This is a genomic window from Halobellus limi, from assembly GCF_004799685.1.
In the GTDB taxonomy this organism is placed as follows: domain Archaea; phylum Halobacteriota; class Halobacteria; order Halobacteriales; family Haloferacaceae; genus Haloquadratum; species Haloquadratum limi.
The window spans coordinates 1-25,257 of record NZ_CP031311.1; the positions used below are offsets into that span (position 1 = coordinate 1).

Sequence of the window (25,257 nt, forward strand, 5' to 3'; positions counted from 1 at the left end):
ATGGTCGAAATCAACCTCGTGGGGCTGGGTCTCGGGGTGACTCTGACGCTCCTCGCGGTGTCGCTGCACTACGCGCGTGGCACCGGGTGGTCCCCCACCGGAGACATCTCCCAGGAGGTGCTCGAGAAGCGGGCGAGCGCCGTCCGGAGACCGACTTCCCCGAACCGATGAACCGCTCCATCGGCGGGCCGTGCCGCTCGCGGGGGCGGTCGCCGGCGGCGAGGAGGGCGCCGAACTCGAAGAGGGCGGAGAGGCCGACGAGTCGGGACCCGCCGACATCCCCGAGGACGAGATCGAGTACTTCGAGGTCGAGTTCGCAAAGCAGGGCGAGACGATCGAACTCGCGAACAACGAGACCATCCTCGAACAGGGCGAAGAGGAGGGCTGGGACCTCCCGTACGCCTGCCGACAGGGGCAGTGCGTCTCCTGTGCCGGACAGATCACGTCCGGCGGCAACTCCGAAGATTACGTCGTCCACGACAACCAGCAGATGCTCGACGACGCCGAACTCGACGAGGGGTACACGCTCACCTGCGTCGCCTACCCCCGCGCGGACTTCACGATCGAGACGGGCGAAGCGCCCTGAAGCGGCCGGTTCTTTCGAGATTCGTTCCCGTTCACAACGGTTATACGACCGGCAGGTCTACCTCGGTCTGAGGGCCCGTAGCTCAGTGGACAGAGTACCTGGTTCCGGACCAGGATGTCGCGGGTTCAAATCCCGTCGGGTCCGTTCGCTCCGCTCACTCCCCCGACGACCTCCCACTCGCTACCGCTCGTGGGAGTCCCGTCAGGTCCGTTTTTTGTTTTGTCATTTTGGTCCAGCTTTTGCGAGCGACCGGAGGGAGCGAGTAAAAGGTGGGTTCCAAATCCCGTCGGGTCCGTTCGCTCCGCTCACTCCCCGACGACCTCCCACTCGCTGCCGCTCGTGGGAGTCCCGTCGGCCCCGTTTGCCCGTTTCACGTATTTATCACCTCTCGGACCGATGGGTCGGTATGTCCCTCCGAGAGCGGACCGAGACGACCCTCTGGAGTCGCCACTCGAATCCGAAAAGCGGCTGGACGCGCGTCCCCACCGGTCCGGTCGTCGTCTACGCGCTTTATCACCGTAAGTGGCGACTGCTGACCGCCGCACTCGTCTGGACAGTCCTCAATCCGGTCCTGTTCGATCCGCCGGAGACCGACGACGCGTGGATGACCCGCGCGGTCCTGGCGGAGCAGTGGTGGATCCGGGAGGAGGGGCGCGCGACCGTCGGTCTGGGGTACCCGAACGTCTGCAACGCCGTCGGCGCGCTCGGCTTCTGCTACGCGCTGTACGCCGCGTATCGACAGCGACCCGTCGGGGCGACCGTTGGGACCGTCGCCTCGCTCGGGTTGAAGCTCTGGTGGCTCCGTGTGCTGGTCAGGCGGTACGACGCGGCGACGGCAAGGGGCGAGAGCGACGGTCGGGACTGATCACCGCTCGAATCCGACGCCCCGGATCTCGAATCGGGCCCCGCCCTCCGAACCCTCGGTGAGGCTGATCTCCCACCCGTGTTCCTCGACGACCCGCTCGACGATGTTCAGGCCGAACCCCGTCCCCCCATCGGCGGTCGAGTAGCCCATCTCGAACGCCTCCGAGCGCCGCTCGGGCGGGATCCCCGGGCCGTCGTCTTCGACGTAGAAGCCGTCGTCGAGTTCGCCGACGGTGACCGTCACGTCCTCGCCGGCGTGTTCGACGGCGTTCCGGAACAGGTTCTCGAAGAGCTGCTGGAGCCGGCTGCGGTCCCCGCTGATGGGCCGGTCGATTCGAGAGCGGAGCGTCGCGTCCGCGGTCGCGACGTTCCGCCAGCAGGTGTCGAGGAACCGGCCCAACTCGACGGTTTCGGGCTCGATCACGCTGGTCCCGCTGCGCGCGAGCGTGAGCAGGTCGTTGATCAGGGAGTTCATTCGTTCGTGCATCCGTTCGACCGCCTCGAGGTGTTCGCTGTCGCACTCCTCGCGGGCGAGCTGGATCCGACCCTCCGCGACGTTGAGCGGGTTGCGGAGGTCGTGGCTGACGACGGACGCGAACTCGGCCAGTTGCTGCTCGCGCTGCTTGCGGTCGGAGATGTCGCGGGCGATGCTCAGCACCGCCGGCTCGCCCTGATAGGTGATCAGACTGGAGTTGATCTCGACGGGGATCCGCTCGCCGTCGGCCGTCTCGTGGGCGGTCTCGAAGACCTGCATCTCGTCCTCGGGCATCGCCTCGATGAGCGCCGTGATCTCGCCGTCTTCGAGGCCGACGTCGATGTCGTGGGGGCGCATCGAGAGCAGCTCCGAGCGCGAGTAGCCGAGCGTCTCCACCGCGGCGTCGTTGACCGCGCGGAACCGCTCGTCGAGGCCGATCACCCAGGCGGAGTCGTTCATCCCGTTGAACAGCTCCGACGCGTCCCGTTGCGCCCGCTGGAGTTGTCGTTCGCGTTCCCGCTGCTCGGTGACGTCCTGGACGGCGCCGCGGAGCGTCACGACGTCGCCGTTTTCGACCGTCGGCACGCCCTGGACGCGGAGCCAGCGGGCCTCGTCGGTCGGCCCGCGGCATCGGGCCTCGACGTCGAAGGGGTCGCCGCTCTCGAGCGCCGTCTCGACGGCGTCGGCGACGATCCGACGGTCCGCCTCGTGATAGGCGTCGAGGGCGGTTTCCAGTGAGACCTCCGTGTCGCGGTCGACGCCGAACAGCTCGTAGAGCTGCGCCGTCCAGAACACCTCCATCGTGTCGGGATCGAGTTCCCAGCCGCCGACGTCGGCGATCCGTTCGGTCCGTTCGAGCAGCTCGCGCGTCCGCTCGAACTCGCGCTCGCGAGTGCGCTGGTCGGTGATGTCGCGAGTCACGCCGACGACGCCCTCGACGGAGCCCTCCGAGACGAGGGGCGTGAGCCGGTATTCGAGCACCGCGCGGCCGTACTCGCCGATCGGCTGTTCGATCTCGCCGCGGAGCTCCTCGCGGTCGCCGTCGAGGAGTTCGCGGTAGGGATCGCCGTCCGCGTCGTCCCTGATCGCCGCGATCAACGTGCTCTCGCGGCCTTCGAGCGCGTCGGGGGTCGTGCCGTAGAGTTCGGCCATCCGCTCGTTCACGAGGTCGAAGCGGCCCTCCTCGTCGTAGATGCAGGCGGCCTCTCGCATCGTGTTGACCATCTGCTCGTAGCGCCGGAGCGTCCGTTCGCGCGCCTTCCGTTCGCTGACGTCCCGGGAGATGACGATGAACCGTTCCTCCTCGTCGTCGGTCGGGAGCCGGGTGAGGTGGACCTTCACCGGGAAGCGCTCGCCGTCGGCGCGTTCGAACGTCGTTTCGACCTCGTGGCGCTCGCCGACGTCCATCCCGTCCCAGACGTCGCGGAGTTCCTCGGGGTCGCTCTCCAGGTCGAGATCCCAGACCTTCGTGCCGAGCAGTTCCTCCCGCGGCTGGTCGAACACCTCGCAGAACCGCTTGTTCACGTCGAGTATCGTCCCCTCGTCGGTGTGGACGTCGATCATGTCCGGGGAGTTCTCGAAGAGCGCTTCCAGCCTGGCCGTGGTGCGTTCGAGTCGCTCTTCGCGCTCCTTTCGCTCGGTGACGTCGGTGATGAACCCCTCGAGTGCGACCAGCGAATCGCCCTCGTAGACGCCGCGTCCGCGTTCCCACACCCACCTGATCGTCCCGTCGTCGGTGACGATCCGGTAGGTGGTCTCGAACGTGCCGTCGTCCGCGAGGGCGTCCTGCACGGTTTCCCACACCGGGTCGCGGTCGTCGGGGTGGACGACGTCCTCCCCCCACTGTACCTCGTTGCGTTCCAGGTCGTCGGCCGCGTGGCCGGTGAGCGATTCGACCTCCCCTCGACGGTCTCCATCGGCCACGCCGGCGCGTTCCGACAGCGGTAGACCATCCCCGGGAGGTTGTCGATGAGCGTCTCCAGCCGACGGGTCCGTTCGGTCAGGAGCCGGTGTGACTCGTGCGCCTCGACGGCGTTGCGGATCCGGTTCGCGAGCAGTTCGTACTGTTCGGACCCCGTCCCCTTCTGGAGGTAGTCGGTCACGCCGGCGGAGATGGCGTCGCTGGCGACCTCCTCGGACCCCTTCCCGGTGTAGAGAATAAACGGGAGTTCCGGGTGGTCCTCGCGGACGGCTTCGAGGAATTCGATACCGTCGGTCGCCGGCATATCGTAGTCCGAGACGATACAGTCGACGTCGTAGTCGGCGAGGGCGTCCAGCCCCGCCGCCGCGCCGCTCGCGGCTCGGACCTCGATTCGATCGTCGACGCGTTCGAGGAACGTCGCCGTCAGTTCCGTGAAATCCGGGTCGTCGTCGACGTGGAGGACGTCGATCGTATCGGGCGTGTCGGTCATACGTGACTGCTCGTTGGGGCAGCCTCACACGGCGGGGACTTAAGCGGCCGTCATCGTGGAGAGACAAACCGATCAGGTTTCACTTCCGAGCGGAGCCTCAGAGGCCGCGTCGTCGGACCAGCGCCAGCGCGACGCTCCCGAAAAAGGCCGCGCCGGCGAGCACCCGCAACTGGAACCGCACCGGACCCGTCGCGACCTGAGAAACGAGGACCGCCAGGACCGCGACTCCGAGAAAGAACCAGACGAGCGCGTAGCTGCGGCCCTCGACGTCCCGGTCCTCGTATCTGGACACGTACGGGAGAAGCGTCGGGAACGCGGTGATGAACCCAAGGACGAGCGGGAGGTTCGCGGACTCGAAGACCGCCCACACGGAGGTCGACTCGCTGCCGGTCGCGACGGTGAGCGTTCGGGCCAGAAACCAGACCGAGGCCGTCTCGACGTACAGCCCGACGGCGATCCAGACGTTCTCGTACCCGAGCGGCTGCGGCTCCCGCGAGCGGTTGGCGACCCACCAGCCGAGGCCGAGGACCAGCGGCCAAAAGAGCGCGAACGCGTACTCGACCGGCGGCGTCCCCGGCGCGGAGAGGGCGAAGACGTAGGCGGCCGACGCGAGGACCGCGAGAAGCGGCAGCGCCACGAACCCGGTGGGACGGTCGATCGGCGCGCCGTCGGTCGTCTCTCGGCCCTCCCAGGCGTCGAGGAAGTGCGGCAGTCGCTGGAGTTCGCGGACCCACAGCCAGAGGAAGAACGCCCCGGCGAACCCCAGCATCGCGACCAGTCCCGAGAGCCCCCAGATCCTCATCCATACGTCGAGGCCGACTTCCGGGAGCGGCCCGCCGAGGAGCGCGAGGGACGGCCCCGCCAGCTGCGACCCCAGCGTCACGGCGAGGAAGAGGAACCCCGCCGCGATGAACGCGCCGAGCACGACGAACGTCGTCAGAAAGAGCCCTTGAACGCTCCGAGAGACGTTCTCCAGCGAGTCCAGCAGATACCGTTCGAGGTCGAACTCGACGTCCAACACCTGTCCGCGACTCGGGCCGATCGTCAGCCGGGGCGAGACGGCCGCCACCACGGCCCAGCCGAGAAAGAGCAGGTCCGGGAGGGGGTACGCGTAGACGAACAGCTGCGAGATGACGCCCGCGAGAAACACCGGGAAGGTCAGCAGGATGCCGACGGCGGCGAGGTACGCCACGCGGCCGGCGACGCCGACGAGTCCCTCGCGGGCGAAGTCCGCCCGGAGTTCCTCGGAGACGTCCCGGTGCGGCGAGATGAGTTGGAGGACCTCGACGCCCCTCCCCTCGGGATCGAACAGCGACCACCCGCGGATCCGGCTCAGGTACCACAGCATCGCGGCCGCGCTCGCGACCATCAGCACCGCGATGCCGGTCGTGAGCCGGACGCCGTCGACGTACTCGAAGAGGAGTCCGGCGCTCACCGCCGACGCGGTGAAGACGGCTCGGAACCCGCGCGCCTCCGACGGCAGCCCGTCGAGGTACGTGTACACGAGCGGCGTGAACGTGTAGAACACCGTCGCGAACAGCAGCCAGGTCGTCGCCGCGGCGACGGACGCCGGACCGACGGTCCCCCCGACGAGCGAGACGAGCGGGACGAGGACGTCTTCGGGGAGTCGGGCCAACAGGTCAGAGACCGCGGCGCCGCCGATCCAGACTTTCGGCGAACGCAGGGGCGACGAACCGAACCCGGGAGCCATCACCCTGGCGTTGACCGGTCGGGGCCATCAATCTTGACTCGCCGACGGGGGACGACGTCGGACCGCTATTCGAGGTAACCGAGCTCTTCGAGCCGGGCTTCGAGGTCCTCGTCGAGGTCGACCGCCGACAGCGTGTCGCTGAGCTGTTCGTTGCGAACGCGGACGACGTCGAGAAGCTGCATCGCCGTCCGGAGTTTGTAGTGGACCTCCTCGTCGTCCGTCCGTTCGATGGCGCCCTCGAGAAGCGATCTGATCGTCTCCGACGTGTCGGAAGCCATTGGTGTCGGTTCGGTACCGGTCGGTAAAAGTGACGCTAATCGACACAAAAATTCGTCCGAACCGCACGCCTCGAACGGCGCTCGGCGGCGGGGAGCGAGCACACGGACTCACCGAAACTCGTAGAACACGACGCCGCAGGTCTCACACGCCAGGACGTCCGACGGTCCCTCGGTGGTTCCCGAGAGCGTGTGCCCGCAGCAGTCCGCCGGCGTGGTCTCGACGACGTCGCCTTCACACACCGGACAGGTTTCGAGAAACGCACAGAGGGCGTGCGCGGCGGGAGCCCGGAGGTCGGGAGAGAGGGCGGTCTCGTCCAGTGCTCGGACCGCGGCGACCTCCGCGATCGCGACGGGTCGGCGAAGCCACGCCGTCGACCCGTCGGCGCCGGTGACGACCAGGAACGTCTCCGAGCCGGTCCGCTCGATCCGCGCCGAGTCGACGTGCTCCAGCGTCTCGCGGAGGGCGTCGACGAGTCGCCCGTCGGCATCGGCGGGTCTGTCGTCCGAGTCCGCCGCGAGCGCGTCCATCTCGCTCCGCCACGCCGAGGCGAACGCCGGGGTCGGTTCGAGGTGTTCGCCCTCGGCGTCGACGACGCCGGCCGCGAGGAGTTCGCGAAGGAGGTCGTCCCCGTCGACGCCGTCGGCGTCACCGCCGCCGAGGTCGCCGAGCGTCTCCGTGGAGGCGGCGTGTTCGAGGTAGTCGCCCGGGAGCAGCGCTGCGAGCCGCGGGGCGAACCGGGGGGTGTACGGGACGAAGTAGCCGCGAAGCCAGATCGCGGCGGCGCCGCCGAGCGCGACGAGGGCGGCGACGGCGGGGGCGACCAGCGCGACGACGCCGGCGAGGGCGGCCAGGAGGACCACGTTGACGACCGTGCAGGGCCAACAGCGGCCGTCGCCGGTGTGTTCGGGTCGGCGGAGTCGGGAGAGTACAGTCATCCGCCGACGGACGGGGTCGCGCTCATTCCGCCGCCACCTCGTCGAGCGCTTCCAGCACGCCGTCGGCGAAGGCGCCCTCGGTCCGGACGTCCGCCCGTGCAGCGGCGGTCTCGTCGGCGTTGGCGACGGCGTAGGCGCGGCCGACGGCGTCGAACAGCTCCGCGTCGTTCGCGGAGTCGCCGATCGCGACGAACGCGTCCGGGTCCCGGTCGAGCAGGTCACAGGCGCGGCGCAGGCCCGTCGCCTTGCTCACCGACGGCGACTTGACGTGGTAGGCGTAGCCGGAGTCGACGATGGTCTGTCCGTGCTCGCTCGCGAGGTCTTCGAGGAAGTCTCTGGGAACCGACCGCGTCACCGAGAGCTCCGTCTCCCGCCAGCGGTTGTGCATGTCCGGTTCGGGCCACCCCGGCGGGTACCCCGCCTCGCGAAGGCGTTCGGCGACCCGTCGCGCCGCCGTCGCGTCGCCCGCGACGGTGAGGTCGCCGTCGACGAGGACGACGCCGCCGTTCTCGGCGATCACCCGTTCGGGGACCCCGAGGAACGTACAGAGCGCGACGGGGTAGGCGAAGGACTTCCCGGTCGCCAACACGACCGGTTCCTCCCACTCCCGGAGCGGCCCGAACAGGCGCTCGTCGATCCCGCCGTCCGGCCTCGTCATCGTGCCGTCGATGTCGAGCGCGAGCGGTCGACTCATCGGTCCACGAGAGTGCCTCGGCTGTTCGCCGATCGGTCGGTCCTCGGGCGCGTCTCAGGAGCGAATTCGCGTGCGTTCATTGGGTCGTTCGCGATGTACGTCACCCAGTGCCGATAAAGACGGCGGCGTTCGAGCCGAACACGGGGGCCGAAACGGACCGTGTCCGGCAGCAGCGGAGGAGAATCCGTCGCGTCCCCGCTACTGTCCCGCGCTCTCACACCGGCGAATGGACGGGGAGCGAGCGAAGCCGGACGGACAAATGGTTTTTAGTGACATATTTATTTCCACCTACAGGACGAGTAGTAACCAAAGAGTTAAGTTTTGTCACTATCGATTCACCCAGTATGCGTCGAGTCGACAGACGGAAATTCGTCAGTGGAATGGGCGCCGCCACGCTCGCGGGCGTGGCCGGCTGTATGGGCGGCGGTGGCGGCGGCGACGGTGACGGCGACTCCGGGGGCGACTCCGGGGGCGACTCCGGCGGCGATTCGGGCGGCGACGGCGGCGGCGAAGAGACGACCTCCGGCGACGGCGGCGACGACGCCCCGGCGCACACGGACCCGTCGACGTATCCGGAGTTCGACGTGACGGACCCGGAGTTCCCCCAGCTCACGAGCACGCTCCTCGAAGCCGGCTTCGAGACCGGGGCGATGGCGGACCTCGAACGGATGCAGGAGAACCCGCGCGACGAACCGCGCTACGGCGATCCGGTGCCGGAGACCCCCGAGGACGAGAGCGAGTGGCTCGACCCCGACACGCTGCAGTTCTCGCTGGTCCCGACCGAGGACCCGACCGTGTACGAGAACACGCTGGAACCGCTCCTGAACAACATCGAAGAGGAGACGGGCAAGAGCGTCGAGTACGCCACGCTCGACTCCTACGCGGCGCAGGTCGAGTCGATGCGCTCCGAGCGGCTCCACCTCGCTGGCTTCTCGACGGGGACGGTCCCGTTCGCGGTCAACATCGCCGGCGCGGTTCCGTTCTCCGTCCAGATCGACGGGAGCGGCGACGGTTCCTTCGGGTACCGCCTCTGGCTCATCACGCAACTGGACAACGCGGAGATCGGCGAACTCGAAGACCTCGAAGGAAAGAACGTCGCCCACGCCGACCCGTCCTCGAACTCCGGGAACCTCGCGCCGCGGGCGCTGTTCGCCAACCAGGGCGTCGTGCCCGGCGAGGACTACGAGGTCTCCTACTCCGGCGGTCACCAGCAGAGCTCCCTCGGCGTCGCCAACGACGACTACGACGCCGCGCCGGTCTGCTCGACGTGTTACGCCCGGGTCGCCCGGGACGACCAGCTCGACCCCAGCCAGATCAAGTGCATCTGGGCGTCCGAGCCGTTCCCAACGACCGCGTTCTCGTACGTCCACACCCTGCACCCCGACATCCAGGAGGGCGTCCGCCGAGCGTTCCTCGATTACGACTACAGCGACACCTCGATCGCCGAGGAGTTCGAGGGTCGCGGCACGTGGGTCGAGATCGACTACGCGACGGTGTGGGACATCATCCTCCAGATTCAGGAGTCCCTGGAGGTCGAGTACGAGACCGGTAACATCGGAGAGTAATCTCCGGTTCTCCTTCAGTCGTTTTTTGAGAAACCGTAGCTAGGATACACCATATATGCTCTCAGTAACCGACTTACAGAAGACGTACCCCTCCGGCGACGAGGCGCTCAAAGGCGTCGATCTCGACGTGACCGGCAACGAGACCGTCGCCGTGATCGGGCCGAGCGGGGCGGGGAAGAGTACGTTCATCCGCTGTATCAACCGACTCACCGAACCGACCGGTGGGAGCGTGGAACTCGACGGGCTGGAGATAACGGGGCTGTCCGGGAAGGAACTCCGGAACGCCCGGCGGGACATGGGGATGATATTCCAGGAGTACAACCTCATCGAGCGGCTCACCGTGATGGAGAACGTCCTCTCGGGTCGTCTGGGGTACGTCAGCACCTGGGACGCCTTCCGACGGAAGTTCTCCGGCGAGGACATCGAGCGGGCCTACGAGGTCTTAGATCGCGTCGGTCTCGAAGGTCACGAGAACAACCGGGCGGACGAACTCTCCGGCGGACAGCGACAGCGCGTCGGGATCGCTCGGGCCATCCTCCAACGGCCGAAGATCCTGCTGGTCGACGAACCGACCAGCAGCCTCGACCCCGAGACGTCCCGTGCGGTGATGGACCTACTCACCGAGATCGCCGCCGAGGACGACATCCCGGTGTTGATCAACATCCACGAGGTCGACCTCGCCGAGGAGTACGCCGACCGCATCGTCGGCCTGCGCGACGGTGAGAAGGTCTTCGAGGGCACGCCGGCGGACCTCGATGAGACCGCCCGGGGCCAGATCTACCGGGGCGAGGAGATTCCGGACGACACCGCGGTGAAGAGGCCGTCGGACGACGACGACCCGACCGAATCGACCACCCAAGAAGGCGCAATGCGCCGAGGATAACGATGGCGACAGAGCAACCAGATCGCCGGACGTGGCAGCGACCGACGGCGTTCTACAACCACTACGTGAAGTGGGCGGTGTACGCGATCATCACGGTGTTCCTCCTCTGGAGCGTCTGGGACATGCGGATCTCGCCCGCGCGGGTCGTCCAGGGGTGGGGCTCCGCCGTCGGCCTGATCACGGGGATGTTCCCGCCGGAGTTCACGGCGTTCAAGATGGACCTCCTGATCGAGGGGATGATCGAGAGCGTCGCGATGTCGGTCGTCGCGACGATCATCGGCGTCATCATCTCGATCCCGGTCGCGTTCATGGCCGCCGAGAACATCGCTCCGGAACCGGTGTACTGGGTGGGGAGAGGAATCATCACCGTCTCGCGTGCGTTCCACGAGCTCATCATCGCGATCATCGCCGTCAAGGCGGTCGGGATCGGCGCGCTGGCCGGCGTGATCGCCCTGTCGTACAAGACGATCGGCTTCTTCGCGAAACTGCTCGCCGAGGAGATCGAGGACATCGACAGCGGGCAGATGGAGGCCACCGAGGCCACGGGCGCGAACCGGATCCAGACGATGCTGTTCGGCGTCGTCCCGCAGGTGATGCCGCGGATCGTCGGCCTGACGATCTACCGCTGGGACATCAACATCCGTCACAGCACCATCGTCGGCATCGTCGGCGCCGGCGGGATCGGCGCGACGCTTCTGAACTCGTTCGACCAGTACGACTACGACTTCTTCCTGACGATCATCATCGCGATCATCGCCATCGTCATGATCGGTGAACTCATCAGCACCTACGTGCGGGGGCGGATACAATGACCGACTACCGGACCTGGGAGCGGCGGACGCCGCGGCAGCGACTCGGCCGGTACGTGCTCATACTGCTGACGCTCGTCGCTGCCGCGATCTCCTGGCAACTGCTGCAGATCAACTACAACTACGTCGGGACCGCGCCGGAGGAGTTCATGGACCTGATGTACCGGATGTACCCGCCCAACGTCGGGTACACCGGGGAGATCCTCTCGCCGATGATCGAGACGGTCCACATCGCGATCCTCGGGACGGCCCTGGCGATCCTGATGGCGATTCCGGTCTCGCTGATCGGCGCGGAGAACACGACGCCGAACCGGTTCACCTTCCTGCTCGGGAAGTTCATCATCTCCGCCTCGCGGTCGGTGAACGTCATCATCTGGGCGCTGATCTTCGTCATCATCTTCGGATCGGGCGCGCTGGCGGGGACGCTCGCCATCGCGGTCCGCTCGATCGGCTTCTGTTCGAAGCTCATCGCGGAGGCCATCGAGGAGATCGATCCGGGACAGGTGGAGGCGATCAAAGCGACCGGCGCGAACTCGGTCGAGGCGGCGATCTACGGCATCGTCCCGCAGATCAAGCCGGCGTTCATCGGCGTCTCCACCTACCGGTGGGACATCAACGTGCGCGCCTCGACGATCATCGGCTTCGTCGGCGCGGGCGGGATCGGCGTCGAGTTGAACACCTCGATCAACTTCTTCGCGTGGCAGCAGGTGCTGACCATCCTGCTGGCGATCCTGGGAATCGTGATCTTCAGCGAGGTCACGTCGGCGTACCTGCGGCGCAAGGTGCGCTGAGCGCTCTTCTCCGTTCGATTCGACGGGACGCGTATCGAAGAATCGTTTCGGTACCGTTTCTTCGTACTCCGGCGACTATCGCATACCGAGGGTGTACGGTCCCGAGGCTACGGAACGCCTCGCTGACGGCCGCGAGAATCAGTCGGGAGACGTCCCGACGTCGTGTGACCGTTCGCGTACGCGGATCCAACGGCGACGCGATCGGCTCTCGAATCGTTCCATATCTATTCAGATCGATGTCAGTATGTGGATCGGAGATCTCGGGCGGAGAGGCGGGACGGTCAGTGAGCCGCCTCGACCCCTCCAGTCGTGTACGTTGACTCACGATATCGAGCACTGGACGACTATATAGAACAATATCCGGCCATCGTCGACCCGTATCCGCGTATTGTTCGGTATATCGAAAATCAGGCGCGACCGCTGTCGGGTAGCTCGTCAGGGTAAATCGAACATTTCTATTTAAACTATTTAAAAGACTCTTACAGGGTATTCGGCTACGAAAGCAGAATCGAAGGAGACGGGTTGAGTTTCGTGTGTCGAAATCTGTTCGATTTTCGAGTACTATTGTTTACTACTGTGAAATATATTTTCATAGTCGATTATGTCCGAGAAAGTTCCAAAGACTCCTAAAGGCGTCTGACGGTACGGTTTCCAGTCCGAATGCGAGCCGCAGATCGCGAATTCGAGAGTCGTTCGGTCGGGTATACACTGATATATATAGAAAATGCCAAGAATTATAAGGGTAAACCGTGACATAAGTCGAGTAGCAATGATGTCAGACAGAACCAGACGGACGTTCATCAAAGGTGCTGGCGCAGCGACCGTCGCGGGGCTCGCTGGGTGTTCGAGTCAGGACGGTAGCGGCGACTCCGGTGGCGATTCTGGCGGCGACTCCGGCGGCGATTCAGGGGACTCGAGCGGGACGACGATGGGATCGGGCCAGGGAGAGTCGGTCACGATTCAGTTCTGGCACGCGATGGGAGGCGACCTCGCGCAGCGCATCGACGACATCGTGGACAGTTTCGAAGAGCAGAGCGACGGCATCACCGTCGAGACGACGTCCCGGAACAGCTACCGGGACAACCTCAACGCGACGACCCAGGCGGTGAGTTCCGGTAACCCGCCGGCGCTCTCGCAGATCTTCGAGATCGGGACGCAGTTGGCGCTCGACAGCCAGGCGTTCGTTCCCGTCGAGGACATCATCCCGAGCGACCGCATCGACTTCGACAACTTCCTCGATCCGGTGCTTGACTTCTACCGCATCGACGGGAAGTTGAACTCGATGCCGTTCAACTCGAGCAACTCGATCATGATGTACAACCGTGACGCCTTCGAGGAGGCTGGGCTCGACCCCGACGACCCGCCGACGACGTACCAGGGCATCACGGACGCGGCGAACACGCTCACGAGCGAGGGCGTCGTCGAGAAGGGGATCACGTTCCCGAATCACTCGTGGTTCGTCGAGGGCTGGTTCGCCCACCAGAACACCACGCTCGTGAACAACGACAACGGACGGGACGGGCGCGCGACGGAGTCGAACCTCGAGAGCGAGGCCGCACAGAACATCTTCGAGTGGTGGGTCGACCTCTACGAGCAGGACCAGTACCTGAACCCCGGGATCGAGGCGTGGGGCGAGGCGCAGCAGGCGTTCCTGACCCAGCAGACGGGGATGATCATCTACTCGACGTCGAGCATCGCGCCGATGAAGCAGGGCGCCGCCGACAACGGGTTCGAACTCGACACCGCGTACCTGCCCGCCCCCGGCGGCGAACGGACCGGACTCCCCATCGGCGGGGCGTCGCTGTGGGTCCCCCAGGGCCTCTCGGACGCACAGCAGCAGGCCGCCGCGGAGCTGCTGCTCTTCATGATTCAGCCGGAACAGCAGGCGCAGTGGCACACGGGGACCGGCTACTTCCCGGTGCGCGAGGAGTCGATCACGCAACTGGAAGAAGAGGGGTTCTACGAGGAGAACCCGTCGTTCCGGACGGCGATCGACCAGCTCAACGAGACCGAGGGCACGCCGGCGACGAGCGGGGCCCTGATGGGGCCGTTCCCGGAGGTCAGAACCATCATCGAGGAGGGCTACGTGAGCATGATCCAAGAGGGCGGGCCGAGCGTCTCCGACGGCCTCTCGCAGATCAAGGGCGACGTCGACGAGGCGCTGCAGAGCTACAACGACCGGGTCTCGTAATCGGCCACTCACTTCGAGAGCATGCCGGAATTCACCAAACCGTACGAGTCGCGGTGGCAGGCGTTTCTGCTGCTGCTTCCGACGTTCGCCGTGTTGATCGCCTTCCTCTACTACCCGGGGGTCGAGACCTTCCGGTTGAGCCTCCAGCAGACGATTCTCCTGGGGACTCGAAAGACGTTCGTGGGGCTGGAGAACTACGTGACGCTCGCGACCTCCTCGACGTACCACTGGAGTTTCGCGATATCGATCGCCTTCGCGGCGGTCGTCGTCGTCGGAACGCTCGTCGCGTCGCTGTTCGTCGCGTACCTCCTCTTCCAGGTCGACGTCGGATCGTCGACGTACCTGATCGCGGCGATCTGGCCGTACGCGCTGCCGACGGCCGTCGCCGCGTCGGTGCTCCTGTTCCTGCTGCATCCGTCCCTGGGGATCATCACCTTCGTGCTGGAGAGCCTCACCGGGACCTCGCTGGAGTGGTTCACGAACGGCCCGCAGGCGTTCGCGGTGGTCGCCGTCGTCGCCATCTGGAAGCAGTTGGGCTACAACATCATCTTCATGGTCGCCGCGCTGAACAACATCCCCGAGACGCTGACCGAGTCGGCCAAACTGGACGGCGTCGGTCATCTGAAGATGCTGTATCGGGTGTACGTCCCGCTGATGTCGCCGACGCTGGTCTTCCTCGTGGTTATGAACACCATCTACTCGTTCTTCCAGACGTTCCCGCTCGTGGACCTGATGACGAGCGGCGGACCGAACGAGGCCACGAACCTGCTGATCTTCAAACTGTACCGCGACGCGTTCGAGTTCAGCAACCTCGGACTCGCGTCCGCGGAGTCGGTCGTCCTGTTCGCCATCGTGGCGATACTGATGTACGTCCAGTTGCGGCTCTCGGAGAGTTACACCACCTATGCGTGATACGATGTGCGAAACCCAACGGTCGATCCGACGACGCGAGCGCCCGCCGACGCGGAGAACCGACTCGTCACCGAGCGTCGCTCCCGTGGGGTGTGACTGATGACGACGCGATCGACCTCCGATTCGGCGCTCGCGGGGCTTTTCCCCGGCGACGTCGACGCCGAGCAGGCGCTCATCCACGGCGGGCTCGTGGTGTCGATCTTCCTGATGGGACTCCCGCTGTTACTGGCGCTGATCATGAGCACCCAGAGCACCACCGAGGTGTATCAGATCACCAACGTCGGGATCGGGAGCCAGGGGCTCTCGAACTACGGGACGGTGCTCGGCGAGTACAACTTCACGCAGTATATGATCAACTCGGTCGTGATGTCGGTGATCATCGTCGTCGGGAAGGTGACGCTGTCGCTCTTCGCGGCGCTGGCGCTCGTCTACTACCGGTTCCCCTACGAGCGCGCCGTGTTCATGTTCATCCTGCTCACGCTCCTGTTGCCCGTCCCGGTCCGGATCGTGCCGCTTTTCGATCTGATGGCGCGACTCGGTTGGGGGAACACGCTGATGGCGATCACCGGGCCGTACATCGCGAGCGCGACGGCGGTGTTCCTGTTCCGACAGCACTTCATGTCGATTCCCGCCTCGCTGGTCGAGAACGCCCACCTCGACGGCGTCGGGCCGTTGACGTTCCTCTGGAAGGTGCTGATCCCGATGTCGAAGGGGATGATCGCCGGCGTGTCGGTGATCACCTTCATCTACGCGTGGAACCAGTACCTCTGGCCGCTCATCATTATGACCGATCAGAGCAAGCAGGTGGTGCAGGTCGGACTCCGGTTCCTTCAGGCGGCCTCGCAGTCGGGGCTCACCCGGTGGGGGATCATCATGGCCGGCGCGGTGATCGCGCTCTTGCCGCCGCTTGCCGTGCTCATCGTGATGCACCGACCGCTTCTCGAAACGCTCGCGATCCAACAGAAGTGACACGCTATGTCTGACATTCACATCGACGGTCTCACGAAAGAGTTCGACGACGTAACGGCGGTCGACGACATCTCCTTCGACGTCGAGAGCGGGGAGTTCCTCGTGCTCGTCGGTCCGTCCGGGTGCGGCAAGTCGACCACGCTCCGGATGATCGCCGGACTCGAAAGCATCACCAACGGTGAACTCCGCATCGGCGAGCGCCGCGTGAACGAACTGGCACCGAAAGAGCGCAACATCGCGATGGTGTTCCAGAACTACGCGCTCTATCCGCACATGACGAGCGCGGAGAACATGAAGTTCGGGATGAAGTCCGTCAGCGACTACACGAGCGAGGAGATCGACGAACGCGTCAGGAAAGCCGCCGACATCCTCGACATCCCGGAGCTACTCGACCGCAAGCCCAGCGAGCTGTCCGGCGGCGAGCGACAGCGGGTCGCGATCGGGCGGGCGATCGTCCGCGAACCCGACGTGTTCCTCCTGGACGAGCCGCTGAGCAACCTCGACGCGAAGCTGCGGGTACAGATGCGCGCGGAGCTCTTGCAACTCCACCGAGAGCTCGACGCCACGACGCTGTACGTGACCCACGATCAGACCGAAGCGATGACGCTCGGCGATCGAGTGGCAGTCCTGAACGACGGGCAGATCGAGCAGGTGGATCCGCCGCAGATGCTCTATGACTTCCCCGATACGCGGTTCGTCGCGGAGTTCATCGGCAGTCCCGCGATGAACATCGTGCCGGTCGACCTCACGTTCGGAGACGACGCCGCCGCACACCACGAGCACTTCGAGCTACCGCTGCCGAATCCGGAGCTCTTCACCAAGCGGCCGGACTCGGCGTACTTCGGCGTCCGTCCCGAAGACATCTCGCTCGCGGAAAACGTCGCGGGCGGCGCCGAGACGTTCGAGGCCGAGGTGAGCGTCACCGAACCGCTCGGCGAGTCGCTTTTGATCCACTGTTACATCGGCGACGACGAACTCCACGTGAAAGCGGAAGCGCGGACCGAACTCGCCGCCGGCGACACCGTCGAACTCTGCGTCGACGACGAGCGACTGCACGTGTTCGACGACGCCGGCGACGCGATCTATCACTCCTCGCCGCGTGGAGAGACGACGGTGTCAGACGCCGCCGAGACGCAGGTCGGTAAATGAGCGGTGCGACGGAAGTCGCGGGCGTCGACGACGCGTCCGGCGGTGACGGCCCGCCCGCGGACGCGCCGGTGCGGAATTCGCCGCGGGGGGCCTGAAGTGCGACCGATCGCCCACCGCGGCTGTCTCGCGCAGTACCCGGAGAACACTCTCGAAGCGTTCCGGCGCTCCGCGGCGGCCGTGGAGATGATCGAGACCGACGTCCAGCGCTGTGGCTCGGGCGAACTGGTCGTCTTCCACGACGAGACGCTCGACCGCGTGACCGACGTCACCGGCGAGGTGGCGTCGACGCCGCTTTCGACGCTCAAGGAGGCCTCCGTCCTCGGCACCGACGAGTCGATCCCGCTCCTGACGGAGGCCTTCGAGGCCGTGCCGTCGAGCGTCGGGCTGAACCTCGAACTGAAGGGAGCGGACGTCGCGGCCGACGCCGTCGAGATCGCCGGTCGGTACGACCACGAGGTGATCGTCTCCTCGTTCCGGCCGGACCAGGTCGCCGACGCGCGCGAGGCCGGGGCGGCGGCGGTCGCGTACCTGCTGTACGCCGACGCCGACGCGACCGACGAGTTCGACACGAGCGGGGCCCTCGACGTCGCCGACGACCTGGACTGCTCGTACGTCCACCCGCACGTACACCTCTGTCTGGACACCGACATCGTCGAGCGGGCTCACGCCAGGGGGTTCGGCGTCAACGCCTGGACCGCCGAGGGGAGAGAGACGATCGCGGAGCTACGCGATCTGGAGGTCGACGGCGCCGTGATCGACGACTGCGGACTCGCGGACGAGTGCCGGGACGGGTAGCGCGATCGACGGCCCTCCTCTCCGGTCGCCTCACAGGATCTGGACGGCGGCGACGCCGACGAGACCGAGCAGCGCGAGGTACGCCGAGCGGGCGGTGACGGGGACGAGCAGGTTCCGGTTGATGCCGACCGCGAGCCAGACTTTGACGAAGATGCTCGCGAGCGTGCCGGCCAGGACGCCCTGGGCGGCGACCGCCGGCGTGACTTGGCCGGTGCTCGCGAGCGAGACCGCCGTCGTCGTGGTCGTGCCGCTGGAGAGGAGTCCGCTGAGGAAGCTGGTGAGAAGGAAGCCGGCGGTACCGAACATCTGCTGGGCCCCCGCCGTGACCACGAGCACGAGGAGGAACAGCCCGCCGAACGTCAGCGCGTTCGTGCTGCTGAACGGGGAGTCGAGATCGAGCTCCATATCGCCGGTCCAGTTGCGCTCGTAGCCGGTCAGCGCGACGCCGCCGACGGCGATCAGCCCGAGCGGGAGGCCGACGCTGAACGCGGACTGCGGGACGAAGGCGACGACGATGATGAGGTTCCGAACGGCCATCGCGGCGTCGGCGACGAGGATGGTCGCCACCGCGAGATCGAGGATGCCGACGTTGGTCTTCGCCCGGTTCGCGATCTCGCCGATGACGGCCGTCGAGTTGACGAGACCGCCGAAGAAGCCCGTGATGAGCATCCCGCGGCTCCCGTACCGCTGCATGATCGCGTAGTTCACGAACCCGATGGCGCTGACTGCGATCACCAGGAGCCAGATGAGCTGCGGGTCGATGGCGTCCCAGGGGCCGTAAGTGCCGGTGGGCAAGAGCGGGTAGACGACGAAGGCGATGATCGCGAACTCGGCGGCCCCGCGCACCTCCTGGTGTGAGAGCTGGTTCGCGAACTGGTGGAGCTCCCGGCGCAGCACCAACAGGAACGACGACGTGATCGCGATGACGACGCCGACCAGGAGGTAGTCCATCCCGACGAGCACGCCGACGACGTAGGCGACGAGCAACGAGGTCGACGTCGTCAGCGCGAGCCCGCCGCCGTCCACGTCGAGGTCGCGAGCGTCGATGAGGAGCCCGCGAGCGCCGAGCAGGATGCCCTGGACGAGCACTAACAGTCCACCGAGGGCCAGCAGGACCGTCTGTCCGAGCGTCGCGGCCGCGACGCCGACCAGACTGGTGAGCGTGAACGTCCGAATCCCCGCGGACTTGTTCGACCACTCCCGCTCGAGTCCGAGCAGCATCCCCAGCGCTCCCGCGACGAAGAGGTTGAGGACGTCCGCGTTGATCGGGACGGTCTCCGGGCCGAACTGCAGCATCGTCAGCTCCCCTCCGGGACCGTTCGCTGAGGCGAAGAGAACATATGAGTATATACCAGTATTTTCTCTATTTATCCTATATAGTCGCGGCGCTTAGTTCTTTCGCAGCGGGACGTGAAACCCGAGGGAGATCCCGGGTGAGCGGTCAGACGAGCCATCGAGACGCGGCCCCGAACCCCCGCGAACCGCGCTGTTAAGTGTGTTCCGGCGCGTACACCCGACCGATGGGCGAGAAACGTGCGACCGTGGCCTGCCCCGAGTGCGGACAGCAGGAGACGTTCGACAGGCTCGCGCGGGCGCGGACGTTCATCGAGACGCACCGCTCGGAGACGGGCCACGAGGCGACGTGGGAGTTACACCGGCTCTCGCCGGGCGTCGAACGCGCCGGGGACGACGCCGGCGTCTGCGGTCGCCCGGCGTGTACGACCGAGAGTTCGCCGCTGTATCTCGGCGACGGGACGGATCTCGGCGACGATACGGACACCGACGACTGACGGTGTGAGAAGGCGTGTCGTCCCGACGAACCGGGGCAGATGCTCCCCCGGAGGACGAGGGCTACTCCTACTCCGACTCCTCGGCGAGCGCCGCGTCGAGAACGTCGCGCCGCCGCCGACACTCGCGGACGGTCCGGGCGAGTCCGTCGAGCGCGGGGTAGGTCGTCTCGCGGTCGCCGAAGAGGTACTCGACGACCGCGTCGTGACCGATGCCCGCCTTCACGTCCGAGGCCGTCACGGTGTCGAGAGTCGACTGTCGCTCCTGGATCGCCTCGTCCAGATCGGCCTCCAGCGCGGTCGTCCGACGGCGACGCGCCCACAGTTCCGCGTCCGCACACAGCAGGCGGTCGGACTTGTCGACCGACGGGAGCGAGGCCGCGACCCGTTTTACCACCTCGATCGCGTCGTCGAGCGACGACAGCTCTCGTTCCAGCACGCGGAGCATCACCCGGCTCTCGGCGAGACGCTGGTCGACGCAGTCGAGGACCGCCCGCCGGAGGGGGTCGGTGAATCGGTTGCCCCCGCCCTCGGCGGCGAGCGCGACGGCGACCTCCCCGCTCAACTCCGCGGCGATGGCGGCGTGCACGCCGCCGGAAGCGTCGTCGACGTGCGGCAACACCGACTCCTCGAAGGCCGCGCGAACCCGGCGGCACCCGTCGGTGGCCGTCGACGCGCTCGCCGTCCACCCGACGGAGGAGGGCCCGGTCGTCGAGGAGGCCCCGGTCGCCACGCCGACACCACCGATATCGACCGTCTCCGTCTCGGCCACCGTGCGACGGAATCTCTCGAAGCCGCGCCGTTGGCGCTCGGTTCGCCGGCGCTCGTCGCGAGCGATTCGACGAGCCGAGGTCAGTTCCGAAACGGCCGCGTCGACGTCCGGCACGATCGTTCACCCCCGCATCGATTCGAATACGGGCCGACGATCTCACCCGATCGGTCCGACCGACGGCGGGATGGAGAGTCGTTTCTGGGCACACGTTTTTGGTTGGCCTAAAACACAATAACGGTTGCGCTCGGAGCGGCGGCGGGCGACCGCCGACCGAGCGGATCCGCGGACTTTTCCTCGCGCCGGACCCAGGGCCGGTATGCGCGCAGCAGTCTATCACGGCCCTCGAGACGTTCGCGTCGAAGACGTCCCCGAACCCGAACTCGACGCCTCCACGGACGCCGTCGTCCGCGTGACCCACACCGCGGTCTGCGGGTCAGACCTGTGGTTCTACCGCGGCGACAGCGACCGCGAACCGGGCTCGACGGTCGGTCACGAGCCGATGGGCATCGTCGAGGCCGTCGGCGACGACGTCCGCTCCGTGGAACCGGGCGACCGCGTGCTCGCGCCGTTCAAGATCAGCTGCGGCTCCTGTGAGTTCTGTCGGAAGGGCCTGCACACCTCCTGCGTCGACGGCGACGGGTGGGGCGGCGACAACGGGGGCGCACAGGGCGAGAAGGTCCGCTGTCCGCACGCCGACGGGACGCTCGTCCGCGTCCCCGATCGGTACGCCGACGACGAGGACGCCCTCCGTTCGCTTCTGCCCCTCACCGACGTGATGGGGACGGGCCACCACGCGGCGGTGAGCGCCGGCGTCGAGGAAGGGGCCGACTGCGTCGTCGTCGGCGACGGGGCGGTCGGGCTCTGTGGCGTGCTCGCCGCGCGCCGCCTCGGCGCGGAACGCATCGTCGCCGTCGGCCACCACGAGGACCGACTCGAACTGGCCGCGGAGTTCGGCGCGACCGACGTCGTCGCCGCCCGCGGCGAGGAGGCTGTCGAGCGGGTCCGTCAGGTGACGAACGGGGGCGCGAATCACGTCTTAGAGTGCGTCGGCGCGTCGTCGTCGATGGAGACCGCCGTCGAGGTGTGCCGGCCCGGCGGCACCGTCGGCTACGTCGGCGTTCCCCACGGCCTCGACGGCGGTCTGGACCTCTTCTCCTTCTTCGGCGACAACGTGACGCTCCGCGGCGGGGTCGCACCCGTGCGCGCCTACGCGGAGGAGTTGATGGCGGACGTCCTGCAGGGGACGCTCGACCCCGCGCCGGTCTTCACGAAGACCGTGGATCTAGAGAACGTCGCCGAGGGCTACCGCGCGATGGACGAGCGCGAGGCGATCAAGGTGCTCGTCGAGGTCTGATACTGATTACTCTCGTCTCTTCCCGCCGAGCGCCGTCGACGGGGGTTGCGCTCGGTAAAAAGTGAGAGTAATCATTATGATTGCCCGCTACTCCACGCCGCCGACGCCCGAGGCCGCGTCGGGGAGGTCGTAGGGGTCGGCGTCGAGGCCGAGCGCTTCGAGCGCGGCCGCGAGGTGTTCGTCTTTCGCGTACTCCGCGCCGTCCTCGACGCGCAGTTCCTGGGCCTTCGCGAGCACCTCGCCGCGGCGGTCGTCGGGGATGTCGTACTTATCGGTCGACAGTTCGATCACGAGGCCGTTGTTGTCCTGCGTGTAGAGCGAAAAGAAGATGCCGCGGTCGAAGACGTTGTAGTTGCGGCCGTCGTCGTCGAGCGCCGCGGCGACGTCCTCGAAGTCCTCGGGGGCGATGCTGAAACAGAGGTGGTGGACGGACCCGGTACCGCCGCGCTGTGGACCGCGGTTCGAGGCCCGATCGCCGACGAACACCGTCAGGATGCGGCCGTCGCCGGTGTCGAAGAACAGGTGCGTCTGGGAGGGGTCGTCGAGGTTCGGTTGCCTGAGCACCAGGGGCATTCCGAGCAGATCGCGGTAGAACGCGAGAGTGTCCTCCTCGTTACTCCCCCAGATGGTGATGTGGTCGGTTCCGGTCGTCTGAAACGGACTGTCCGGTCGCTCCGCGGTGACTGGTGTGTCGTCGCTCATACCCGCCGTAGCACGGCCACCGGCATAAGTGCCGGAGTGACACCGATGTCACTTGCGGTGACTCGCGGTGGCATCGAACCGTTCGACTCCCGGCAGCGACACCTCTCGGACTACTGGCCGACGAAGGTGTCCCGCCGGTACCGACACTGCTCACAGAAGAACTGCGCGTAGCCGGCCGGCTGGACGCCGGTGAACGACATCTGTTCCCCGCAGTCGGGACACCACTTCTCGTCGACGCTCGACGGCCGCTGGATCGACATACTCCCACGGAGCGTGTGATCGTATATCAACCTGCCGGATCTGTAATGATCGATGAATGTTGAATGGATGAGAAGACTGCGCCGCTGTCGTTTCCGAGCGGTGTTGTCGGCTCACACCGACGAGCGTCGATGCAGCGTCGCGGTCCGGCACGCGATCACGCGGCGCTCGTGCGTTTTGTCCGCTCCGGATCGCGTTGGAGAACGAGCGCCGAGTTGCGAACGCGACGATACCGCGGACCGTCTCAGTACCGCGAGGGGAGGTACGCGAAGCCGATCATAAACACCGCCGTGAGGAACGAGACGATGCTGATTCCCCACAGGCCGTTGGTGTGCGTCTGGAAGCGGTCGATTTCGTCTACCTGGCGGTTGTAGCTCTCGAAGTTCTGCGTCAGCTGCATCGTCGAGTCGTCGGGGAAGTGCGCGAGGTACGTCTGGTCACCCAGCGTGACGTTGGCCTCGTCGCCGACGCTGATCGCGTTCGTCCGCGGCGCGGTCCAGGACGACTGGACGGCGTCTGTCGTCACCGAATCGACGGTGGTCGCGTTGCCCTCGTACTGGAACGTGTCTCCCTCGGCGTACGACCGCGTCTCGGGGTCGGGGAAGTACTCCGCGGCCGGAACGAGTTCCGAGTTGTTGAGCACGACGTACCGGGTGCCGTTCTGCTCGACCGTTTCCTCGCTCGCGTCCGGGTCGTCCTGCAGGATCGCCGTCTCGTTGATCTCTTCGCGGAGCGTGAACTCGGTGGGGTCGTCGCCGTCGCCGACGAGCACTCGCCACTCCTCGCCGTCGACCGTCTGTGTGGAGTCGTTCTCCCAGGTGACGGTGTACTCTGCGGACTCCTCCGTGTACTGCAGTTCACCGCTGCCCTCGGAGACGCTCGAAACCGTGTAGGTCTGATCTCCGACCTGGAACTGGTCGCCCTGTGCGAGTTCGTACTCGGGGTTGTCGAACTCGACGGTCGGCGTCTGCGCGGTCGCGATGAGCGAGTACGAAGCCGCACCGATAACGATGAAGAGTGCGACGTAGATCGCCGCGGCGCGTCGTTGCATATCTCCGGATTTGATCACGTGGCGTATAACGGTTACCGTTTTCTCGAACGCACGGCCGGCGTGCCCTCCCAAGATCCACGTCGGTCGGCGAAGCCGCGTCGACCCACCCGGAGTCGTCTCCGGTCTGCACCTCGGATCGCCACCCGTACCGGCGTTCGTTCCCCCAACGGTTTATTTTCCGAGCCCCTAGTGGGTACGATGCGGCTATGAACTCGCATTCGCTCCCGGCGGGCTCCGAGGAGTTCTACCGGACGCTCGTCGAGAGCGCCGCGGAGGGAATGCTCACGATCGACGCCGAGAGCACGATCGTCTACGCGAACCCCGCAGTCGAGGACATCCTCGGATACGCGCCCGAAGAGCTGGTCGGCAGCTCGAAGATGAAGATCATCCCCGAGCGCCTCCGGCCGGTCCACGCCGCAGCGCTCGACACCTACGTCCGGACCGGCGAGCGGAGCATCGATTGGGAGGGCATCGAACTGCCCGCGCTGCACAAGGACGGTCACGAGGTCCCGACGCTCATCAGCCTCCGCGAACACACGCACGACGGCGACCGGTACTTCACGGGGATCATCAGAGACGTCACGGAGCGTCGGCGGCGCGAGGACGAACTCCGTGACCAGAAGGAACGGCTCGACGAGTTCGCCGACATCCTCGCTCACGACATCCGAAACCCCCTTTCGGTGGCGCGGGGGTACACTGAACTCGCCAGAGAACGCGAACAGAGCCCGGAGCTGGCCCAGGTCGAGGAGGCGCTCGATCGGATCGATCGCCTCGTCGACGACGTGCTGGCGCTCTCCAGGGAGGGACGGTTCATCGGCGAGACCGGGCCGGTCGACCTCGAAACGAGCCTCAGAGCGGCGTGGGGGAACGTCGAAACCGGTCGGGCGACCCTCGAAGTCGAACCGGGGCTCGGCGTGGTCGTCGCCGACGGGAGCCGACTCGCAGAACTGTTCGAGAACCTCTTTCGGAACGCCGTCGAACACGGAACCGCCGATCCGGAAGGAGTCGGGTCCCACTCACTCACTGTGAACGCCGGCCGACTGCCGGAGGGCGAGGGGTTCTACGTCGCAGACGACGGCGACGGGATCCCCGAAGCCGAACGGGAAGCGATCTTCGAACGCGGGTACTCGACTCGGGAGTCCGGAACCGGCTACGGGCTCTCGATCGTCAGGCAACTCGCCGAAGCCCACGGCTGGACGATCGGAGCGGCCGAAAGCGACGGCAGCGGCGCCAGATTCGAGATCCGAGACGTCGCTTTCGAGGGGTGAAATTGGCTGTTGCGGTCCAACGCGTCGTTTGAATCGGTCACCGGCA

Annotated in this window: 23 protein-coding genes, 1 tRNA gene and 2 pseudogenes; 15 read left to right on the top strand and 11 right to left on the bottom strand. The window is 66.4% G+C overall.

Annotated features, from left to right (window positions below; translation table 11 throughout):
- The 3 genes and pseudogenes from DV707_RS19145 (at position 1) to DV707_RS00015 (ending at position 1,451) form a co-directional block, all read left to right on the top strand.
- Positions 1-586: pseudogene (locus DV707_RS19145) on the top strand (2Fe-2S iron-sulfur cluster-binding protein).
- Between the two features lie 71 nt (positions 587-657).
- Positions 658-730: transfer RNA gene (locus DV707_RS00010), tRNA-Arg, on the top strand.
- Between the two features lie 262 nt (positions 731-992).
- Positions 993-1,451: a DUF6653 family protein gene (locus DV707_RS00015; protein ID WP_103993040.1), complete on the top strand. Its 459-nt coding sequence runs from the start codon at positions 993-995 to the stop codon at positions 1,449-1,451.
- On the opposite strand, the gene DV707_RS18845 is transcribed toward DV707_RS00015, so the two are convergent.
- The 6 genes and pseudogenes from DV707_RS18845 to DV707_RS00045 all read right to left on the bottom strand — a co-directional run bounded on the left by DV707_RS18845 (position 1,452) and on the right by DV707_RS00045 (position 7,955).
- The gene (locus tag DV707_RS18845; protein WP_240728554.1) at positions 1,452-3,848 is read right to left on the bottom strand and encodes a PAS domain S-box protein; all 2,397 of its coding nucleotides are present in this window, start codon (positions 3,846-3,848) and stop codon (positions 1,452-1,454) included.
- Between the two features lie 203 nt (positions 3,849-4,051).
- Positions 4,052-4,336, bottom strand: a pseudogene (locus DV707_RS18850) (response regulator); the annotation flags it as partial.
- A 97-nt stretch (positions 4,337-4,433) separates the two neighbouring features.
- A complete protein-coding gene (locus DV707_RS00030) occupies positions 4,434-6,047 on the bottom strand; it encodes a hypothetical protein (protein WP_103993038.1) in 1,614 nt (537 codons plus the stop codon).
- Positions 6,048-6,112: 65 nt separating this feature from the next.
- A complete protein-coding gene (locus DV707_RS00035; protein WP_103993037.1) occupies positions 6,113-6,325 on the bottom strand; it encodes a hypothetical protein in 213 nt (70 codons plus the stop codon).
- A gap of 108 nt (positions 6,326-6,433) precedes the next feature.
- Complete coding sequence (locus tag DV707_RS00040; protein WP_103993036.1) at positions 6,434-7,261, bottom strand: hypothetical protein; 828 nt, start codon at positions 7,259-7,261, stop codon at positions 6,434-6,436.
- 22 nt (positions 7,262-7,283) lie between these two features.
- Entirely contained in the window at positions 7,284-7,955 is a 672-nt protein-coding gene (locus DV707_RS00045) for an HAD hydrolase family protein (RefSeq protein ID WP_103993035.1), read from the bottom strand.
- 344 nt (positions 7,956-8,299) lie between these two features.
- Between DV707_RS00045 and phnD the strand changes: the two genes are divergently transcribed.
- The 9 genes from phnD (at position 8,300) to DV707_RS00090 (ending at position 18,019) form a co-directional block, all read left to right on the top strand.
- The gene (gene phnD, locus DV707_RS00050; RefSeq protein WP_235010856.1) at positions 8,300-9,520 is read left to right on the top strand and encodes a phosphate/phosphite/phosphonate ABC transporter substrate-binding protein; all 1,221 of its coding nucleotides are present in this window, start codon (positions 8,300-8,302) and stop codon (positions 9,518-9,520) included.
- A gap of 55 nt (positions 9,521-9,575) precedes the next feature.
- On the top strand, positions 9,576-10,403 hold the full coding sequence (gene phnC, locus DV707_RS00055; RefSeq protein WP_103993033.1) for a phosphonate ABC transporter ATP-binding protein: 828 nt from the start codon (positions 9,576-9,578) through the stop codon (positions 10,401-10,403).
- Positions 10,404-10,405: 2 nt separating this feature from the next.
- Entirely contained in the window at positions 10,406-11,215 is an 810-nt protein-coding gene (gene phnE / locus DV707_RS00060; RefSeq protein ID WP_103993032.1) for a phosphonate ABC transporter, permease protein PhnE, read from the top strand.
- Positions 11,212-12,003 (top strand): phosphonate ABC transporter, permease protein PhnE, encoded by a 792-nt coding sequence (gene phnE / locus DV707_RS00065; protein WP_103993031.1) that lies wholly within the window; start codon positions 11,212-11,214, stop codon positions 12,001-12,003. Before phnE (DV707_RS00060) ends, phnE (DV707_RS00065) begins: the two co-directional genes overlap by 4 nt.
- Before the next feature lie 769 nt (positions 12,004-12,772).
- Positions 12,773-14,194, top strand: a complete 1,422-nt coding sequence (locus DV707_RS00070; protein WP_240728555.1) for an ABC transporter substrate-binding protein — start codon at positions 12,773-12,775, stop codon at positions 14,192-14,194.
- A gap of 21 nt (positions 14,195-14,215) precedes the next feature.
- On the top strand, positions 14,216-15,106 hold the full coding sequence (locus DV707_RS00075) for a carbohydrate ABC transporter permease (RefSeq protein WP_103993030.1): 891 nt from the start codon (positions 14,216-14,218) through the stop codon (positions 15,104-15,106).
- 207 nt (positions 15,107-15,313) lie between these two features.
- Positions 15,314-16,075 carry a carbohydrate ABC transporter permease gene (locus tag DV707_RS00080; protein ID WP_346772035.1) on the top strand — a complete coding sequence of 254 codons (762 nt, stop codon included), beginning with the start codon at positions 15,314-15,316 and terminating at the stop codon, positions 16,073-16,075.
- Between the two features lie 6 nt (positions 16,076-16,081).
- On the top strand, positions 16,082-17,224 hold the full coding sequence (locus DV707_RS00085; RefSeq protein WP_103993028.1) for an ABC transporter ATP-binding protein: 1,143 nt from the start codon (positions 16,082-16,084) through the stop codon (positions 17,222-17,224).
- Between the two features lie 96 nt (positions 17,225-17,320).
- Positions 17,321-18,019, top strand: a complete 699-nt coding sequence (locus DV707_RS00090; RefSeq protein WP_103993027.1) for a glycerophosphodiester phosphodiesterase — start codon at positions 17,321-17,323, stop codon at positions 18,017-18,019.
- 30 nt (positions 18,020-18,049) lie between these two features.
- Here DV707_RS00090 and DV707_RS00095 read toward each other — a convergent pair whose 3' ends face one another.
- Positions 18,050-19,315 (bottom strand): MgtC/SapB family protein, encoded by a 1,266-nt coding sequence (locus tag DV707_RS00095; protein WP_103993026.1) that lies wholly within the window; start codon positions 19,313-19,315, stop codon positions 18,050-18,052.
- A gap of 224 nt (positions 19,316-19,539) precedes the next feature.
- Between DV707_RS00095 and DV707_RS00100 the strand changes: the two genes are divergently transcribed.
- The gene (locus DV707_RS00100; RefSeq protein ID WP_103993025.1) at positions 19,540-19,809 is read left to right on the top strand and encodes a DUF7542 family protein; all 270 of its coding nucleotides are present in this window, start codon (positions 19,540-19,542) and stop codon (positions 19,807-19,809) included.
- A gap of 67 nt (positions 19,810-19,876) precedes the next feature.
- Here DV707_RS00100 and DV707_RS00105 read toward each other — a convergent pair whose 3' ends face one another.
- Positions 19,877-20,692 (bottom strand): DUF7260 family protein, encoded by an 816-nt coding sequence (locus DV707_RS00105; RefSeq protein ID WP_103993024.1) that lies wholly within the window; start codon positions 20,690-20,692, stop codon positions 19,877-19,879.
- Positions 20,693-20,894: 202 nt separating this feature from the next.
- Between DV707_RS00105 and DV707_RS00110 the strand changes: the two genes are divergently transcribed.
- A complete protein-coding gene (locus tag DV707_RS00110; protein ID WP_103993023.1) occupies positions 20,895-21,932 on the top strand; it encodes a zinc-dependent alcohol dehydrogenase family protein in 1,038 nt (345 codons plus the stop codon).
- Between the two features lie 87 nt (positions 21,933-22,019).
- Here the strand turns inward: DV707_RS00110 and DV707_RS00115 are convergent, their stop codons facing one another.
- The 3 genes from DV707_RS00115 to DV707_RS00120 all read right to left on the bottom strand — a co-directional run bounded on the left by DV707_RS00115 (position 22,020) and on the right by DV707_RS00120 (position 23,943).
- Positions 22,020-22,634, bottom strand: coding sequence for a VOC family protein (locus DV707_RS00115; protein WP_103993022.1), 615 nt, complete (start codon positions 22,632-22,634; stop codon positions 22,020-22,022).
- A gap of 110 nt (positions 22,635-22,744) precedes the next feature.
- The gene (locus DV707_RS18385; protein ID WP_160113976.1) at positions 22,745-22,894 is read right to left on the bottom strand and encodes an HVO_2142 family zinc finger protein; all 150 of its coding nucleotides are present in this window, start codon (positions 22,892-22,894) and stop codon (positions 22,745-22,747) included.
- Between the two features lie 242 nt (positions 22,895-23,136).
- Positions 23,137-23,943, bottom strand: coding sequence for a hypothetical protein (locus DV707_RS00120; protein WP_103993021.1), 807 nt, complete (start codon positions 23,941-23,943; stop codon positions 23,137-23,139).
- Between the two features lie 206 nt (positions 23,944-24,149).
- Between DV707_RS00120 and DV707_RS00125 the strand changes: the two genes are divergently transcribed.
- Positions 24,150-25,211 (top strand): two-component system sensor histidine kinase NtrB, encoded by a 1,062-nt coding sequence (locus DV707_RS00125; protein WP_103993020.1) that lies wholly within the window; start codon positions 24,150-24,152, stop codon positions 25,209-25,211.
- Positions 25,212-25,257: the final 46 nt, after the last annotated feature.